Origin of the sequence: [Clostridium] symbiosum (genome assembly GCA_036419695.1) — a bacterium.
Lineage (GTDB): Bacteria > Bacillota > Clostridia > Lachnospirales > Lachnospiraceae > Otoolea > Otoolea symbiosa_A.
This window is the reverse complement of sequence record CP143946.1, coordinates 2,077,065-2,095,261: the sequence shown is the minus strand read 5'-3', so window position 1 is coordinate 2,095,261 and position 18,197 is coordinate 2,077,065. Positions and strand designations below refer to the sequence as shown.

The following is an 18,197-nucleotide window of genomic DNA, read 5'->3' as shown; positions in this document are numbered from 1 at the left end:
AAAGGAGTCAGCATATGGAACAATGGAATTTTTACCTGTCCGGAATCCTGTACGGAGTCTGTGAGCGCAGGGATAATCAGATCTTTCATCAGCCCCTTGACGTGTACGCCGGCCGTCTAAAAGAATGGCAGGCACTTACGGAGGAAGATACCTGGTATTTGGAACTTGGAAAAATGAATGTCCGTGAAGCTCTTCTGCGTCTGCCGGACTATGAAGCCGGTATCGCAGAAACCGCCGGGCGGACGGATGCAGAAGACGCAGAGACTGACAGCGCTTCCTGTTGCAGGTGTCAATTTCAAACTGCGCACGGGGAAACTTTCGAAAAAAAAGACAGCCATACTTTTATCCAGCGTAATATAAAATTCCCTAAGGATCTGGTTACGGAGGATGAAAAAGTAATCGCATTCATCACCCCCTTCCGCGATCAGTGCGCGGTGCTGGTAAAAGAAGGGTTTGAAGACAGAACCATTTTAAAGGACTGGAAAGAAATGGACGTAAGTCCCCTTTTCCCTGTGGAACCTCCGGTGACGGAAATGGTTCCGATGCGGGATCGGGTACGCTTTGCGACCGACGTTTATCTTCCAAAGGGCGCCGGGAAAGTACCTGCCGTGTTGGTCCGCACCCCCTATGGAAAGGGTGTCGGAACCGCAGCCTATTTCCGCTTCATACAGCGCGGCTATGCCGTGGTGATACAGGACGTGCGGGGGCGCGAAGACAGCGAAGGGGAATGGCTCCCCATGTACTACGAAGTTGAGGACGGCGACGATACCCTGACCTGGATTGCGGCACAGCCGTGGAGCGACGGAAATGTCGGCATGACGGGCGGTTCCTATCTGGGATACGTCCAGTGGGCGGCCGCCGCCAGCGAAAATCCCCATTTAAAGGCAATGCTCAGCAGCGTCTGCGCCGGAAGCCCGTTTATCGACGTTCCCCGGCGGGGCGGCTGTTTCAACTCCGGCATGCTGGCATGGGCCTTCCTGGTTTCCGGACAGCACGCCAATCCAGAACTGATGGCGCGTGACGACTGGGAGGAAGTTCTGGACATCCGGCCGCTCGAGGATCTGGCGCCGAAAGCGCTCGGATATGATATCCCCTTCCTGAAAAAATGGTTTGAGCATATGGATTACGACGCTCTCTGGAAACGGGGAAGCTGGAAGGAGCGGACCGGAAATCACCGCGTCCCCGCCCTGATTATGTCCGGCTGGTTCGACGACAACGGCATGGGCACAACGGAGGCTCTGGAGCTTTATCATGACTATGAAGAAAAGAAGGTCATCCTGGGTCCATGGATGCATGGCGGTAATGCCAACTATGACATTCACGGATTTGCGCTCGGTAACAATGCCCTCCGTTATGATATGGATTTAATCTGCCTGGCATGGCTGGAACATTACTTAAAAGGCGTAGACAACGGCATTGAAAAGACGCCCCGGGTCGAGTATTATACCATGGGCAGCAATGAGTGGAAGACGGCAGATAACTGGCCCGTTCCGGGAACGCGGGAACTGAGCCTCTACCTGGACGGAGCGCGCCCAAACGCGGCTGCATCCAATAAGGGGCTCCTCTCTTCTTCCGCCCCGGTGCATTCCTCCTATGATTCCTACCTCTATGATCCAAAAAATCCGGCCATCCATCTCGTGGATATGTCGGAAAATGAGCTGGAAGTGCCGGAAGATTATACGGAAGAGGAAAAACGGCCCGATTTTCTGTGCTACTCCACCGATGTACTTACATCGGATTTAACAATTACCGGAGATGCAACGGCAGAACTCTTTATCTCCTCCGACTGTGAAGATACGGATTTGATGGTCCGAATCACGGACGTGGATGAAAACGGCCGCTCCATAAAGCTGGCCGACGGTGTCATAAGTGTCCGCTACCGCAACCAGTTTGAGCATCCCGAATTCATGGAACCCGGTCAGGTTTATCAGGTCAAAATCCGCACTACGAAGCTGTCCCACACCTTCCAAACAGGCCATCGGCTTCGCGTGACCGTCACCTCCAGCGCAAAGAATTTCATCTTCCCGAACCGGAATACACGGGACGGTTTTAACAGCGTGACGGTTCGGACCGCCGATAACCGGATTCACCGGGGAGGCGCTTATGCGTCGAGGGTGATTCTGCGTAAGGAAGGGTAGACAGTACTTTTGGGGGACGTGCACGGGGTCCCGCTGCCAATAATAATAATGAAGACGTCAAAGATATCGTGTGTAAAGAAAAGGTGATATCGGCAAAACGTAAAAATCCCCATCAGGAACCATGAACTGATGGGGATTTTTACATTTCGCATTTGAACTCCATTTTTTTCTTCTGTTTTCCGTTACGTCCTGAACAGCACGATTTGTTCTTTCCCAATTCCTATCACATTTACAAATGCCCGGATCCTTTTTAAATCAGAGGGATTATGCCAGCCCAGATTCCATACCGCCCTGCCTGTTTTCTGCTTAATTTCTTTAAAGTATGGATAATCCACATATGAAAGGGAATGTCCGATTACCACAATGACTTTTATATCACTCAGCGCTTCAAAACGTTCCCTGTTATTTTCAATTATCATATCTGAACGCTTCGTCGTAATATCATAATACTCCGCCACATGCCGTCCGGCCGTCATATGCATATCATAGGAAGTTTGGTTATGAAACCGCGGCTTCCACTCCTTTTTATGATACTCCGGATCCTCTTCCGCTCCCGACGCATGGCCGAGAATTAATTCCTGTTTTTTCTTTCTCCTGTCGCCGTGGATATACAAAACATTTTCCGACGGAACACCGTAAACCGACTCAAGAAATTCTGTATAATTAAAGTTAATATAATATCCGTTGTTATTAATGACCGATACCAGCGGCTTTGCCGTACTCACGGGTCTGAGACTTTCAATCCACTTGCGAAACCGTTTTGGAAGTTCCGCCTCAATAACCTGCAAAGGATAAACGGCCCATTCCGCCGCAGCAAAGAAATCGGCCGCCAAGAAATCATCGTCGTCCTCTTCAGGAACCCCCATAATATCCATCATATCCGGAACCGTTCCCATCATTCGTTCATCGTCCATATGAGCCAGACTATCTTCAAGGTCGGACCACAAATCCTCTTTCAGGTTCCAATCCTCCAATTGTTTTCTAAGCTCAGAATGTTTTCCAAGATAGTCCCGAAACTCCGTATATCTTGACGGGACACCATGCATTAAGTCGAAGCCATTTCCTATAATGTAAAGCGTACGCCTAGAATGATCCAGAGGCAGCTCTGCCAAGCTATATTTTTGATACGGCATAGAAGATAAGATACGGGCACTTTCTTTCTCTTTTCTTTCCTGCCCAGCTCTATCTTCCGCTTCTTTTTTTAGTCTGTCGGATCTTTCTTTTTTTATTTTGCGGCAGTCTTTACAACGTTTAGGGGGATATAAATGATGTTTATCGTAATATGCTTTTTCCCCTTCATTAAAGAAAGGCCTGCCGCACTGAGTACATGTTAGAAGTAATTTTCCCGGCATAAATAGCTTCTTCCTTTCCCGTTCACTCCGGCGTATGAATGTGCTTATTGGATAGAACTTTTTATGGGATCTTACTTTTTACTTCTTTACTTTTAATTTGTACAGTCCTCGCGGACTGTGACAATTGCCCGAAGCACAGAATCATTTGCTTTAGATCTATTTCAATCCACACAGTCCTCGCGGACTGTGACAGTATAAATCCTCAGCAATCAATCCTTGTACCTATTTCAATCCACACAGTCCTCGCGGACTGTGACGATATTATTGAAAATCAGAATCAGGGTAATAAAATTTCAATCCACACAGTCCTCGCGGACTGTGACTGAACTGGGATCAATTAATACACAAATTATAAATAATTTCAATCCACACAGTCCTCGCGGACTGTGACGGTACTGTACTGCCATTTGATATAAAGGATAATAATTTCAATCCACACAGTCCTCGCGGACTGTGACCAAAAACCACGGTCAGATCCTCCCGCATCGTCAGAATTTCAATCCACACAGTCCTCGCGGACTGTGACTGCATCCCAGCGGGCGACACTTTTGGCAGAAGGAAAATTTCAATCCACACAGTCCTCGCGGACTGTGACAGCAATTATGCATGATATTCTCCGCCAATTATAGCGCATTCTCATACATAATGCACAATCATCTTCTCATATTATACTATATCTTCACTCGAAATCAAATATTATATGCCTTATTCTGGTGCGAATCTCCTGGGTATTTTATGTTTGCTAGGGATTCGCACCAGAATTCTTACACCTCATTTTCATTATAATTAATTCAAACTGCCTATTCCATATCCTCAATCAGTCTTTGCTACAACACATACTGTTTAAGTATGCACTTAACAATAGTTTCTATTTCTTTCTGCCAACGTTTCCACACAACTTCATCATTCAGCCACATATTTTCATCTAGATAGCATATCTCAAAGCTATCTTTACTATCTAAAGAACATAAAGAATATCTCCTTACGCTCTGCATTTCTGAATTCCCTATTCTACAATACCCTTAAGAATTAGCTTATCCAAAGTTGTGTCAGGTTTATAACACCCTTTCTGTTATTTTATATATCAATCGGAAACATTCTTGGATAGTCTGACGCTCTCCCTCATTTTTATATATCGCAAATCGGTACCTCATAACCAGATTGTTTTACCTGACACATAGTACGCAATATAATATGTCCACACAGGGCAGTTTCCTGATTGAATGTAATTTTCTCAATATGCCATCGATATTGATCCGCGGCATCGTATTTTGATAATGGGTTGTCCTATATAAAGTTGATTTTCCCGCCCCCGTTTATCCTGCATAGAAAATATATTTATTCATTTAAAACTCTATTGGTCTATTACTTTTTTTGATCGCTCGGTAAAATAAAATCACTTGTCATAGAATAAAAGTCCTATTCTTCTGTCTCCGCATTTAAGACCAACTCCATAGTTTCGTCTATATCTATATCTTTACATTCCTTATATAATTTCCTTGCAGCTTCGGCCTTTGGCATAAACTCTTCTGCCTTTTTCTTTATATCAAACAGAGGCGATACTGAAAGCCAGCTTTACCGACCTTATAGCCCCTATCTATGTCAATTATCATACAGAAAATTGTATTTAAAGAAAAGGCGTAAAGAAATTTTTCTTTACCCCCTTCCATATTCACCATATTTTGACGAGATTACTTGCTCCAAACTCCATTCTCATCCACCTTAAACCCATCCGGTGTCGTCCCTCCCGTAAACAGGGAGCCGTTATCATCTACATAATACCACATTCCGTTGGTCTCCACCCATCTGGTCTTCGCCAGGCCGCCGCTGTTTCTGAAGAAATACCATACGCCGTCGATCTGGTTCCAGCCTCTGACCATCTGGCTGTCATTGTTGAAATGGTAGATTTCATTATTGATCATCATGGACTCATTCTTTGCATACGTTCCGTCGGACTTTACAAACTTCCATACATCGCCGTTCTGCTCCCACTTATTGACATCCTTGGAGGAGACTCCCGGGCCTGCCGAGGGTGAGGAGGACGGTCCGCCTCCCGGGCCTGTCTGCTGGCCACCGGCCGGGCTGCCTGTCTGGTTCTGCTCTTCCGTCAGATAGGCGAATCCGTAATCGAGAAGCGCCCTGGTATCCGTATAATGCGTCTGCTTGCTCTTCAACACAACGGCAATCAGCCGTCTGCCGTCCCGCTCCGCACAGGTGACGAGCGTATTGCCCGCCAGGGATGTATATCCCGTCTTTCCGCCCACGATGCCCTGATAGTACTCCGCATTGGCGGAACTTATCATCTTGTGGCCTATCGTCAGCTTTCTGACGGTCGGGACACTGGCCGTTGCAGGGAAATCATAGCTTATCGTGGAAGCAATCTGCGAGAGTGTCGGGTTTTCGAATGCCGCTTTGGCAATCAGGGCCATATCCCGGGCCGTTGTATAATGCTCCGTACTATTGAGGCCGTTCGGGTTGACAAAATGGGTATTCGTGCATCCCAGGGAAGCCGCTTTCTGGTTCATCAGATCGGCAAAGCCGCTGACGCTGCCGGATACGTGTTCGGCCAGGCCGTTTGCCACCTCATTGGCTGATTTAAGCAGCAGGGCGTACAGACAGTCTTTCACGGAAAACTTGTCCCCTGCCTTAATTTTCAAAGTCACCGCCCCCGATTCCAGGTTCGATACCGCGCTCTCTGAAAAAGTTACCGTGTCGTTTAGATTGGTGTTTTCCAGTACCAGCAGCGCCGTCATCAGCTTTGTTATGCTGGCTGGATAATATCTTGTATCCGCATTCTGTTCGAACAGAAAACGGTTGTTGTTAACATCATAAAGGACGGCTCCCTGGGAAGCCACCACCGGTTTCTCGGCCGCTCCGTTTGTCTGTCCCTGCGATGTACCCGCACCGGATGCCTGGTTCCCCTGGGAGGTCGTAACGGTGCCGGAAAGCGCCGGAAGACGCGAGGGACTGGATGAACCGGTCTGGCTCTGCACCGTCTGCTGGCCCGCTCCCGGTCCGGCGGCAGGTGTGGAAACATCTGCTGATACGGTGGAGACGATGGCCATCGACATGGCCAGTCCAAGACAAAGGGCTGCTTTTATGTTTTTCCATCTGTTCATTGGTATTACTCCTGTATATTTCTGTATTTTTATTGCCTGCCTGAAAATATGATATCTCATATTTTATATTTCGTACTTTACCATTGTACAGCATTTCAGTCTTTATTACAATCCGATCCGAAAGTTATAATTATTACAATTTTATTACAGACTGTTGGTATAGAATCAGAAAATAACGAAGATCGTTTAAAACACTACACTTCTCGCAAACCGCAGATTTTAACCGGACAGATCGGCGTATATATCATGCCAGACCGGACACAATCCAGTCATATATACTTTAAAATCATATACAGGGGTGATAAAATGTACGAAGAATTATTTTATAAAAGATTAATTGAATTGCGTTTGAATAAAGGTGTCTCAGCCCGCGATATGAGCCTTTCCATCGGTCAGAGCGCGGGATATATTAACTCGCTTGAAAATAAAAAAGGCATGCCGTCTCTGACCGTTCTTTTTTATATCTGTGAATATCTGGGTGTCACTCCCTCGGAATTCTTTGATGAGGGAAACGGATATCCCGCCGAACTGAAAGAGATTATGGAAGATTTGCGCCACCTCAACCGGTCCTACCTGCAGAATATCGGGGTGATTATAAAGGGACTGCGCAAGTGAACAGGCTCAAGGGCGGAGTCCGGGCAGGCGGACTCATCTATCCCTCTTACCATCTGCTCCCCAGAGCCTGCGCCTTCTATGCCCGGTCTCCCGGCTCCTATCCCAGCTTACACACATCAACCCACATCTCATACCCGGAACAGCGCTCCAGCTCCTCCATCGTCAGCTCTATCGCGCTGTTGCTGCTTCCGCATGCCGGAAATACCGTCTCAAAGCGTTTCATCGATTCGTCCAGGTAGACCTTTACCCCTTCATTAATGCCGAAGGGACATACGCCGCCGATTCCATGTCCAATCTTCTCCGTCACCTCGTCCGGTGAAAGCATCTTGGCTTTGACCGAAAACTGTTCTTTGTATTTGTGATTATCGATCTTGGCGTCGCCCGCTGTAACGATCAGAATCGCGTCTTCGCCGATCTTAAAGGACAGCGTCTTTGCAATCCTGGCCGGCTCGCAGCCGACCGCCAGGGCCGCCAGTTCCACCGTGGCGCTGGACGTCTCAAATTCCAGGATCTTGTCCTCCATTCCCCATTTTTTCATATGTTCCCTTGCACGTTCAATTGACATTTTCTTACCCTCCCTGTTCAAAATGCCGAATCCGGCAACGGTTCCTGCGGATTCGGCAATCTATATTATAAGTATTTCTTTCTCAGCTCCGCTGCGCTCTCTGCAACGAGATAGCCTGGCGCAATGTCGAATACGGTCCTGCATCCGCTCTGCCCTTCCGCATTCATCTTATAGGCCGCCCTGGCATAGGCTACAATGATTGAGGATGTGAATTCGGGGTTGGAATCCAGTTTCAGGCTGTACTCAATCACATGGCCGTTCTCTTTATTCCAGCCTGTCTTTCCTCCCCTTAATACGAAACCTCCGTGAGGAAGACGGCTGTGATCTCTTTTCATCTCCTCTTCCGATATGAAATGAACGGTTGTATCATAATCAGAGAAGTAGTTCGGCATAGTCTTTATTTCATTCTCAATTTTTGCCTTGTCCGCTCCTTCTTCCGCTACGACGAAACACTCTCTCGTATGTTTCTGTCTCGTAGTCAGTTCCGGATTCGTTCCGCTTCTTACTTCCTGAAGCGCGCTCTCTACCGGAATCGTATACTGCCTGGCATCCTTCACGCCCTCAAGCCTTCTGATAGCGTCTGAGTGGCCCTGGCTTACGCCCTTGCCCCAAAATGTATAATTCTCCCCGTCCGGAAGGGCCGCCATGGCATATAAGCGGGCAATGGAGAACATGCCGGGATCCCAGCCGGCCGAGATAACGGCAATCCTGCCCCCCTTCTTTGCAGTCTTGTCCACCTCATCAAAATGCTCCGGAATCTTTGCATGTGTGTCAAAGCTGTCCACCACGTTGAACCACTGCGAATAATGAGGCGTCTGCTCCGGAAGATCGGTTGCGCTGCCTCCGCAGAGAATCATGACGTCGATCTGATCTTTCATCTTCTCCGCCTCTTCCACCATAAGCACCGGAACACCCTCCGTAAGGATTTTTACCGTCTCGGGGGCGCGTCTTGTGAATACAGCCTTTAATTCCATATCGGGATTCTGCCTGATTGCGCACTCGACCCCCCTTCCCAGATTTCCATAGCCTAAAATACCGATTCTGATACTCATATTCTCTTTTCCTCCATCTGTGTTTTTGGGCATAAAAAGGGAGTGATTCCTCACTCCCTCGTCAGTTGTTCCCTATTATACAATAAATAAATAAAATTTTCCAGATCTATTCTTTATATTCTTTCCACAACTGTTTTTCCATTTGCTGCCCGCTCCTGCCGGCCTGTTTAACTCTTCTCTTTAAGAGACTCCGCTCAATCCTCCTGATCCAGGTTATTGAACAAATCACAGGCATAGAATTCCCTTATGGACATGTTAAATCCTTCGGCAATCTTTTGGATATTGACTATGCCCGGATTTTTACTGCGTCCGTTGAGAATACATTTCAGCGTTGAGAGCGGCATCCCGGTCTTATACGACAGGGCATACAAAGTGAGCCGGTCCCTTTTGAGAAGCTCCCTGATCCTTTTCACAGTCGCCTCACATATCTGCATCTTATGACCTCCAATCTTTCGTATGAATCTAGTTTATACGAAAAATCGCAAAGAGCCGGGCGATATATCATCCTGAATGTAAGGTTATGGAAATTTTTTCCAGCTTACGACTTTTCCGCTCCAAAAGATAGCTCTTCGGTATCCCAATTATTACCGATTTGCGGAAAAATGCCATCTGGACAGTTACTGTAAAAGTACATTATTCCAGCTCACTTAGTCCGGTGTACAATTGATAGTAGCGGCCTTTCTGGCGGATTAGGTCTTCATGATCACCTCTTTCTATTATCTTACCATGCTCCAGCACCATAATGGCGTTGGCGTTGCGGACCGTAGAGAGGCGGTGCGCAATAACAAGCGTCGTCCTGTCCTTCATCAACCGATCCATGCCGTGCTCGATATGCTTTTCTGTCCTGGTATCTACTGAACTTGTCGCTTCATCCAAAATCAGTATCGGCGCCTTTGAAACCGAGGCCCTGGCAATGTTCAAAAGCTGCCTCTGGCCCTGGCTTAAATTGGCTCCGTCCCCTTCCAGCATTGTGTCATACCCTTTCGGCAGACGCATGATAAATGAATGGGCGGAAGCCGTCTTTGCAGCCTCGATTACTTCCTCGTCAGTCGCGTCCAGACGGCCGTAACGGATGTTCTCCATGACTGTGCCCGTGAACAGATGGGTATCCTGAAGAACCATTGCGATATTCTGCCTCAGTTCGTTGCGTTTCATGTGACGGACGTCAACTCCGTCCACCGTAATGCTTCCCGACTGGATGTCATAAAAACGGTTAATCAGGTTGGTGATCGTCGTCTTACCGGCTCCCGTGGAACCGACAAACGCGATTTTCTGCCCCGGTTTTGCATAGAGGCTGATATCGTCCAGAATCACCTTATCCGGATTGTATCCAAAGGTTACGCGGTCAAGCACCACTTCGCCTTTCACCGGCTGAAGAGACACCGCATCGGCATCGTCCTCAGGCTCCGGCTCCGTATCCATCACGGCAAATACACGCTCTGCACCGGCCAGTGCGGAAAATACGTTGCTGATCTGCATTGAAATCTCGTTGATCGGCCTTGAAAACTGCCTTGAGAAATTCAGGAAAACCGTGAGGCCGCCCACATCAAAATTTTTAAAAACGCAGAGCAGACCTCCGATGCAGGCCGTCAGGGCGTAATTGACCTGGCTTAAGTTTCCCATTACCGGACCCATCATTCCACCGAAGAACTGGGCTTTTATCTGTTTATCCCTTAAATCGCCGTTCAGATAGCCGAATTCCTCCTCCGCTACCTCCTCATGGCAGAATACCTTCACTACCTTCTGTCCCTGGATTGTCTCCTCAATGTAACCGTTGAGGGCGCCGAGGGCCGACTGCTGGGCCGAGAAGTACTTCTGGCTTCTGGATGCCACAAAGCCTCCCGCTTTCATCATCAGCGGAATCATCACCACCGTGATTACAGTCAGGTATATATTCGTGTATATCATCAGGAGCAGAGTTCCCATAATGCTGAGCGCTCCTGAAAACAACTGAACGAGCGTACTGCTCAGCATATTGCCGATGGTATCCACATCGTTAGTAAAACGGCTCATCAGATCGCCGTTGTTATTGGTGTCATAAAATCTCAGGGGCAGCTTCTGCATCTTTGCAAACAGTTCTTCCCTGATACGCTGCAGCGCGTTCTGGGCAATGGTCAGCATAATGCGGGACTGCGTATAGTTTGCCGCCACGCTGAGCAGATAAACGGCCGCCATCACGAGCAGAGCCCGGAACAGGCCTGCGCTGTCTCCTCTGCTGCCGTCCAGAGGCACGATATAGGTATTGATAATCGGGCGCAGCATATAGGCTCCCGCCAGATTGGTCAGGGTGCTCACAATGACGCAGGCAAATGCAACTATCATCCACATCCTGTCTTTTTCCAGATAGGATAAAAGCCGTTTTACCGTCTCTTTACTGTTCTGCGGTTTCCCGCCGCCTTTTGCCGCCATGCGGCCGGGGCCGTGCTTCTTCCTCGGAGCGTCCGCCACTCTGTTTCCGTAGCGCCGTTTCAGGCTTTCAATTCTTCTCTGATCCATCATGCCTGCACCTCCTGTCTGCCGTTTCCGTCCGTCGCTGCCTGTGCCGGCGCTTCCGCGTTTTTGCCGCTCTCCTCTTCACCGCCGCTCTTTCTGCCGTACTGGGTTTCATAAATCTCCCTGTAGGCCTCACAGGAGGCGAGGAGTTCGCCGTGCCTTCCCATACCGATGATCTTTCCGTCATCCAGTACAATAATCTTGTCGGCATCCTCCACGGAGCTGATTCTCTGTGCAATGATGAATTTCGTCGTGTCTTTTAGCGCTGTCCTGAATGCCTTTCGTATCCCGGCTTCCGTGGCTGTATCCACGGCGCTGGTGCTGTCGTCCAGGATCAGGATTTTCGGTTTTTTCAGGAGCGCCCTGGCAATGCAGAGCCTCTGCTTCTGTCCGCCTGACACATTGACGCCGCCCTGACCCATTTCCGTGCCGTATCCCTGGGCAAATGAGGTCACAAAACCGTCCGCCTGGGCGCTCTCCGCCGCCAGCCTGACCGTCTCCATATCGGCCTCCTCATTGCCCCATTTTAAGTTTTCTTCAATGGTGCCGGAGAACAGTACGTTTTTCTGAAGCACCATGCCCACGCCGTCCCTCAGATGTTTCAGCGAGTAATCCCTCACATCGATCCCATCGATCAGCACCTGCCCCGACGTGGCCTCATAAAGCCTTGGTATGAGCTGTACCAGGGACGTCTTGCCGCTTCCGGTGGAACCGATAATTCCCACCGTCTCGCCTCCCTTCACCTGGAAATCAATATGCTCCAGGACGTAATCCCGGTCATTGCCATAGGAAAAACAGACGTCCTTAAACTCTACCCGCCCTTCCGTAACAAGAGCATCCTTTCTGCCCGCGTCCGCATCGGTCAGATCGATTTCGGTATCCATGACCTCGTTGATACGTTTTACCGACGCCATGGCTCTGGAACTCTGTAAAAACACCATGGACAGCATCATTAAGGACATCAGGATCTGTACAATATAGGTGGTAAATGCGGTCAGATCCCCAACCGCCATCTCTCCTGCAATAATAATATTGCCTCCGTACCAGACAACGGCGATTGTCGTCACATTCATTGCCAGCATCATGACAGGCATCGTTGCAATGACGATACGCATCGCCTTTAAACTGCTCTCCTTTAAGTCCGCATTCATCACTTTGAAGCGGTCACTTTCATAATCCTCCCTGACGAAGGATTTCACTACCCTGACATTGGTCAGGACTTCCTGTATGCCGCTGTTGAGACGGTCCAGTTTCTTCTGCATCACCTCAAACCGCGGGAACGCCAGCCTCAGTATCGTTGCAATCGCCGCCGTCAGAAGCGGGATGACAATCAGAATGATTACCGCCAGACGCGCATTCATCAGAAATGCCATGATAAGCGCCCCAATCAGCATTCCGGGAGCGCGCAGCATCAGGCGCAGTCCCATCATCATGACGTTCTGGACCTGCTGAATATCATTGGTCAGTCTGGTGACCAGGGAACCCGTGCTGAATTCATCGATATTTTTAAATGAAAACTGCTGGACTCTGGAAAATACATCCTTCCTCAAATCACTGGTGAAACTGATGGAGGCCTTAGCTGAAAAATAGGCGCCCAGGATTCCTCCCGCCGCCATCAGCACCGTAGTCAGAATCATCACAAATCCGATTCTGATAATATAACCCGCATCACGCTGCGCCACACCGTTGTTGATAATCATGGACATCAGTTTTGGAAGCATAATCTCTCCGAACACCTCCGTCAGCATCATAAGCGGCCCGATGATAAAGGCGCTCAGATACGGCGTGACATATTTTTTATATCTCTTCATATTGTCTTTCCCTCCAGGCTAATCTTGTGTCACCACTCACTGTGTAAACGGCAGCATGCTTTGCAGAACACTGCGGTGAACGGTAACCATCCTATTCTGTCTTTGTATCACTTTCCTGGAAAAGATATTCCAGATTGAGACGTACTTTATCAAGGAACCCCTCAAACTGATCCAGTTCTTCGTCGGTAAATCCGGCAAAAAGGGCGTTTTCCACCTTTTTAAATATTTTCTCACTGCCTTCCACAACCGCCTGCCCCTTGGGCGTAATGCAGATCTGGTTAAAACGGTTGTCGTCTTTATCAGCCACGCGGCTGATATATCCGCCTTTTTCCATCTTTTTTAGGGAGACGGCTATGGTCGCGGTAGAAACATGCTGCCTGTTAGCGATTTCCTTCTGTGATGCGTTTGGGCATCTGGAAATGAACATCAGGATCTGATGCTGGCTCCGGTATACTCCCGATTTATTCAGTTCCCGCTCGAGATACATCCTGTGCAGTTTATTTGCCATAAAATATTTTTCTACCAGTTCGTGATTACGGGTTTCCATATTGTCATGAAAGTCACAGTTCATTTTTAACCTCCTTGTTAGCCTTCTAATAATTAACTATATGATAATTAGTTAGTTAACTTATGTCAAGTGAATTTTTCGTGAAGAGAATCTTAATATCCGTAAATGAAAAAAAGGATACGAAAATGTTTTCTGTTATTTCCGTCCCAATTCAAAACAGCAGGGAAATCTTCCTCCCTGCCGCCTCAAAATACTGTTTGCACAACATGCTGTATCTGTGATATATTGGATATGCGGATATTATATCTGCTAAACCGTTATATTATTCGATCCTTTTGGGTCACCGCGTGCATTGTTGCAGCAATGCACGCATTTTTTATCTGATCATTACACTTACCACCATCATTACCAGGGAAACCAGAAGCTGGCCTGACGATAATGCCATCATAATCTTTTCATATTTAGACATATCATCTCCTCCTCTCTCACTTCTCTGATATAATATCCGCCCGCTTTCATCCCCTGCCCCACAGCTGGACAGGGGACCTTGCCTCATCCTGTCCATTTATCAGTCATCTTCATACCGCATGCAGAAATCCTGTATACCCTCATCCATTTTCCTGAAGTCTGAAACAAACTGAAATTCCCGATCCGATAACTGGCTGAGTTTAAAACCGTCCATCTGTGCCCGGATAATCTCCCAGCTGGCCCTTATCTGTCTGACGATGCCGGCAGGGGTAGGATCGCTTTCCGCATCCATTTTCTTTGCCGAAACGGCCGTAGACGGAGACGCTGTCTTCAGCTTCAGCCCCAGATTGGGTTCCGCCCTGTAGTTTCCCCAGCCTGCCTTAGTCAGCTCACCGCGGCGCACCATGTTCTTAAGGCAGCCTGCCAATTGGCCCTGGGTATAAAATTCCCCCTGGCCCTGCCTGCTGTCGATGTACTCTCTTATCTCCGCAGCCTCATGCATTTTTCCATCCCTGCAGATTTCCCTGATCCACTCCGTCAGCGCCATGCTCGTTGCCCTTTTTTCCAGATCGACTTCAAAACTCTGTAAACCGTTATAGGCCACTCTGCCCTCTAATTTATCAACCTGCATATGTAACTCCTTTCTGAAATATCATTCTTTTAGCTTAATCAAGCTACTATATTTCTTTTATGCTTTTATTATAGCTATATCATTCTGTTTTGTCAATATTATTTAGCCATATTTTAAAATATTTAGCTTATTTTAGCCATTTTATTGTGTTGGAGCCTTTCCACCAGCCTGAATCTGCCCACTTTCCCTGTTTTTCCTGCACAAAAACAGCCGCCCCATTTTCCAGGACGGCCATTTCAGGTATTTCATTCCATATTAACTTAAAATCCGTATCAGTTCCTCTCTGCTGAGCTCCGCCAGAGAAACCATTCCTTCCGTCACAATCTGGTCAGCCAGGTTTTTCTTCGCTTCCTGAAGGTTTAAAATATTTTCTTCTATCGTATCTTTCATAATCAGCTTATACACCGTCACCTGTCTGCTCTGTCCGATGCGGTGGGCGCGGTCCGTCGCCTGGTTCTGTGCGGCCACGTTCCACCATGGATCGTAATGGATCACAATGTCGGCCGCCGTCAGGTTAAGCCCCGTACCGCCCGCTTTCAGGGAAATCAGGAAAACCGGCACCCCGTCGCGGTGGAAATCATTCACCATCCGGTTCCTCTCCTCTTTGGGCGTGGAGCCGACGAGCAGGTGATAGGAAATCTCTTCTTTTTTAAGCCTTTGGCCAATGATTGCGAGCATGGAGGTAAACTGAGAAAACAAAAGAATCTTATGCCCCGACTCCACTGCCGATGCAATGAGGGAAATACATGTTTCCAGCTTGGCCGACTCCCCGCTGTAACGTTCGAAACAGAGAGAGGGATCGCAGCACAGCTGTCTGAGTCTCGTAAGCTCGGCCAGTATCTGCAGTTTTCCGCCGCCCTCCACCGCCGTTTCATCCTCCAGAAGAGATTGGCGCAGTTTCAGGGCCGCCGCCTGATAAAGGGTTTTCTGTTTGCCTTCCGGCGCCGAGTAAACCACCTTTTCCAGCTTATCGGGCAGTTCCTTCAGGACATCCTTCTTCAGCCTTCTCAGGATAAACGGGCGGATCATCCTGTGGAGATTCTCGAGCGCTTCCCCGCTCTGCTCTTTTACAATCGGTATCTCAAACATGGTTTTAAACTTACGGTAGGTAAATAGAAAGCCCGGCATCAGGTAATCAAAGATACTCCACAGCTCACTGAGCCGGTTCTCCACCGGGGTTCCCGTCAGGGCAAAGCGGGTCACGGCCCTGACGGCCTTGACCGCTTTCGCACTCTGGGTGGATGCGTTCTTGATATACTGCGCCTCGTCGATCACCTCAAAACGGAAGGTGTGCTCCATATAAAACGGCAGATCGCGTTTGAGCAAATCGTAAGAAGTGACCACCACATCGTACTCTTTTATGTGCTCCAGCTCCTTCTGTCTCTCGGCCTGCGGCCCGGTTACCAGAAGTACCTTAAGGGAGGGGGCAAATGCGGCAATCTCATGTCCCCAGTTGTATATGAGTGAAGCGGGGCAGACCACCAGGGATACGCAGTCCCCGCCGTCTTCCTTCCGTTCCTCCTTCTCAGACACCAACAGCGTAATCATCTGAAGTGTCTTTCCAAGGCCCATATCATCGGCAAGGATACCGCCGAACCGGTACACATCCAGCATTTTCATCCAGACGAAACCGGCTTTCTGGTACTCCCTGAGCACACTCCCCTGCTCGTCCGGAGGTTCATAACCTACGGTTTCCGAAAGCTGAAGATCCCTTACGATCGTCTTGAAGCAGCTGTCCCTGGAAAACGGAATATGCCCGTTCTCCCTCACCAGGCTTTCCAGATAAAACGCCCGGTAAACCGGCAGCTTTATGACGCCCGACTGAAAATCATTCTTGCCGAGAGCGAGGCCGTCCGACAGCTTCAGGAGCGTAAGAAGGCCGTCGTCGTCCAGCCGTAAAAAATCTCCGTTTTTCATCCGGCAGTACTGCTTCTTCTGCCGGTATTCCGAAAGGATTCCGGCCATCTCCGTGGCCGTCATCCCCTGCGCGTCCACCTTAAGGTCAAGCCAGTTTCCGTTGACGGAAACCCCCAGGGATATTCTGGGAGGTTCCAGCACTCGGATGTTTCTGACATTCTCGGAAACCCATACTTCGCCGATTTCCCGGAACCGGTCCATCCCCTCGCTCAAAAGACGGTAGATGGCGTCCTCGTCCTCCCGGATGACTAAAGCTTCCCCATTATTCTCCCGGAACTCAAAATATTTCGTAATGAGCCGGCTGATCCGGAACTCCCCCGGCACATCCCTGCAGATTTCCTTCGGGATCCGTTCATCGTCCAGCGGATGAAATGAGAAATCTCCATAGGACAGCGTCGGTTTCAGGGCAATTTCCCCCGGCTCGCTGCTGTCGAATTCAAACCTGGCTTTCAGCTCTCCCGGTCTGTACTGCTCCCAGTCGATCCCCTCCGTCTTCAACAGTCCCGCCTCATCCAGTCCTTTTAAAACCCTCTCGTAAAAGAGTGGGATATCCCTCTCATTCACCCTCACCCTGCGCGTTCCTCCCGGCTCGGATAAAATGTGTTTTAAAAATAAGGACAGGATTTCCGTGCTTTCCCGGTCGCAGCAGTACAGGCAGTTTTCATCTGCCACATAGAGGCTCTTTTCTCCCTGAAAGGCCATCAGCTCCTCCGGCACCGAGATCTCGATTCCCTCCCGGCCAATCCGTTTTGCATGGACGTAGAAGGCAGGTTTTCCCTTAAGAAGCAGAAGTTCCCTTCTGTGCCCCTTGTAATCCTCCGTGTCAATCACATTTCCTTCCATGATTGCAAAAAAACGGTCACAGGCCGGTTTACTCAGGAAAATGGTATTCAGGAGCGGCACTGTGGTATTTGTCCTCTTCCTGATATCTTCAAAATGTTCCCTGTAGATTCCCGTCTCTTCTATCACCATCTGCACCAGCGGACGGCTCTCCGGCGTAAATGCCGAGAGACTGTGCTCGAAGGCAAGCCCTTTTCCGTACTCCACCCGTTTTCCCGTCCTGACCGCATCGGAAAATGCCCCTAAATCCTTAATCAGATACTGCCTTTTTTCCTTGATGCGGCATTCCAGGGAAACGCCCCGGTGTCCCACAATGAGACGCGGCACAAGGCTCACAGTCTCTGAAATCTCTTCCCCCATAATCCGGGCAACCTCACGGTTTGTATACTCGCGGATCATCGTCCTGACAGACGGCGAAGTCGATATCGGAATGCTTCTGTTCTCCCGTTCCCGGGCCCCGTATTCCTTTAGCAATGTCCGGCCGTGGACACACGCTCCCTTATAGGAATTGCCCAGTGCACAGGTACAGTGGTAATCATAAATCTCCCCGTTTTTAATGAAGATCCTGGTGTTGTATGTCCCGTCACCGTCTTCCACCACCGCCTGAACACGTACTTCTCCCTTCCAGAACGTGTCAACCGCCATATCCCTGATATTCAAACTGACCCCTCCAATAGATGACAGGCGG

Annotated in this window: 12 protein-coding genes and 1 CRISPR repeat array; of the genes, 2 read left to right on the top strand and 10 right to left on the bottom strand. The window is 48.9% G+C overall.

Annotated elements, in window-relative coordinates; translation table 11 throughout:
* The first annotated feature begins 14 nt into the window (after positions 1-14).
* Positions 15-2,138 carry a CocE/NonD family hydrolase gene (locus V3C10_09625; protein WVP64046.1) on the top strand — a complete coding sequence of 708 codons (2,124 nt, stop codon included), beginning with the start codon at positions 15-17 and terminating at the stop codon, positions 2,136-2,138.
* Positions 2,139-2,320: 182 nt separating this feature from the next.
* Here the strand turns inward: V3C10_09625 and V3C10_09620 are convergent, their stop codons facing one another.
* On the bottom strand, positions 2,321-3,490 hold the full coding sequence (locus tag V3C10_09620) for an AbiH family protein (protein ID WVP64045.1): 1,170 nt from the start codon (positions 3,488-3,490) through the stop codon (positions 2,321-2,323).
* An 88-nt stretch (positions 3,491-3,578) separates the two neighbouring features.
* Positions 3,579-4,085: direct repeats of the CRISPR family, unit length 33 nt; unit sequence ATTTCAATCCACACAGTCCTCGCGGACTGTGAC.
* Between the two features lie 1,096 nt (positions 4,086-5,181).
* A complete protein-coding gene (locus tag V3C10_09615) occupies positions 5,182-6,609 on the bottom strand; it encodes a serine hydrolase (protein WVP64044.1) in 1,428 nt (475 codons plus the stop codon).
* A gap of 306 nt (positions 6,610-6,915) precedes the next feature.
* Between V3C10_09615 and V3C10_09610 the strand changes: the two genes are divergently transcribed.
* Positions 6,916-7,224 (top strand): helix-turn-helix transcriptional regulator, encoded by a 309-nt coding sequence (locus tag V3C10_09610; protein ID WVP64043.1) that lies wholly within the window; start codon positions 6,916-6,918, stop codon positions 7,222-7,224.
* A 97-nt stretch (positions 7,225-7,321) separates the two neighbouring features.
* On the opposite strand, the gene V3C10_09605 is transcribed toward V3C10_09610, so the two are convergent.
* The 8 genes from V3C10_09605 to V3C10_09570 all read right to left on the bottom strand — a co-directional run bounded on the left by V3C10_09605 (position 7,322) and on the right by V3C10_09570 (position 18,169).
* On the bottom strand, positions 7,322-7,789 hold the full coding sequence (locus V3C10_09605) for a YbaK/EbsC family protein (protein ID WVP64042.1): 468 nt from the start codon (positions 7,787-7,789) through the stop codon (positions 7,322-7,324).
* Between the two features lie 65 nt (positions 7,790-7,854).
* Positions 7,855-8,841 carry a diaminopimelate dehydrogenase gene (locus V3C10_09600; GenBank protein ID WVP64041.1) on the bottom strand — a complete coding sequence of 329 codons (987 nt, stop codon included), beginning with the start codon at positions 8,839-8,841 and terminating at the stop codon, positions 7,855-7,857.
* Positions 8,842-9,035: 194 nt separating this feature from the next.
* Positions 9,036-9,275: a helix-turn-helix transcriptional regulator gene (locus V3C10_09595; GenBank protein ID WVP64040.1), complete on the bottom strand. Its 240-nt coding sequence runs from the start codon at positions 9,273-9,275 to the stop codon at positions 9,036-9,038.
* A 199-nt stretch (positions 9,276-9,474) separates the two neighbouring features.
* The gene (locus V3C10_09590; protein WVP64039.1) at positions 9,475-11,340 is read right to left on the bottom strand and encodes an ABC transporter ATP-binding protein; all 1,866 of its coding nucleotides are present in this window, start codon (positions 11,338-11,340) and stop codon (positions 9,475-9,477) included.
* Positions 11,337-13,145 (bottom strand): ABC transporter ATP-binding protein, encoded by a 1,809-nt coding sequence (locus tag V3C10_09585; GenBank protein ID WVP64038.1) that lies wholly within the window; start codon positions 13,143-13,145, stop codon positions 11,337-11,339. The genes V3C10_09590 and V3C10_09585 overlap by 4 nt, the downstream gene beginning before the upstream one ends.
* A 91-nt stretch (positions 13,146-13,236) precedes the next feature.
* Positions 13,237-13,716, bottom strand: coding sequence for a MarR family transcriptional regulator (locus V3C10_09580; protein ID WVP64037.1), 480 nt, complete (start codon positions 13,714-13,716; stop codon positions 13,237-13,239).
* 505 nt (positions 13,717-14,221) lie between these two features.
* Entirely contained in the window at positions 14,222-14,752 is a 531-nt protein-coding gene (locus V3C10_09575) for a hypothetical protein (protein ID WVP64036.1), read from the bottom strand.
* A 255-nt stretch (positions 14,753-15,007) separates the two neighbouring features.
* A complete protein-coding gene (locus tag V3C10_09570; GenBank protein ID WVP64035.1) occupies positions 15,008-18,169 on the bottom strand; it encodes an SNF2 helicase associated domain-containing protein in 3,162 nt (1,053 codons plus the stop codon).
* Positions 18,170-18,197: the final 28 nt, after the last annotated feature.

Coding starts and splice junctions, on each gene's coding strand:
- V3C10_09625 (WVP64046.1), top strand. CDS start 15: ATGGAACAATGGAATTTTTACCTGTCCGGAATCCTGTACGGAGTCTGT.
- V3C10_09620 (WVP64045.1), bottom strand. CDS start 3,490: ATGCCGGGAAAATTACTTCTAACATGTACTCAGTGCGGCAGGCCTTTC.
- V3C10_09615 (WVP64044.1), bottom strand. CDS start 6,609: ATGAACAGATGGAAAAACATAAAAGCAGCCCTTTGTCTTGGACTGGCC.
- V3C10_09610 (WVP64043.1), top strand. CDS start 6,916: ATGTACGAAGAATTATTTTATAAAAGATTAATTGAATTGCGTTTGAAT.
- V3C10_09605 (WVP64042.1), bottom strand. CDS start 7,789: ATGTCAATTGAACGTGCAAGGGAACATATGAAAAAATGGGGAATGGAG.
- V3C10_09600 (WVP64041.1), bottom strand. CDS start 8,841: ATGAGTATCAGAATCGGTATTTTAGGCTATGGAAATCTGGGAAGGGGG.
- V3C10_09595 (WVP64040.1), bottom strand. CDS start 9,275: ATGCAGATATGTGAGGCGACTGTGAAAAGGATCAGGGAGCTTCTCAAA.
- V3C10_09590 (WVP64039.1), bottom strand. CDS start 11,340: ATGATGGATCAGAGAAGAATTGAAAGCCTGAAACGGCGCTACGGAAAC.
- V3C10_09585 (WVP64038.1), bottom strand. CDS start 13,145: ATGAAGAGATATAAAAAATATGTCACGCCGTATCTGAGCGCCTTTATC.
- V3C10_09580 (WVP64037.1), bottom strand. CDS start 13,716: ATGAACTGTGACTTTCATGACAATATGGAAACCCGTAATCACGAACTG.
- V3C10_09575 (WVP64036.1), bottom strand. CDS start 14,752: ATGCAGGTTGATAAATTAGAGGGCAGAGTGGCCTATAACGGTTTACAG.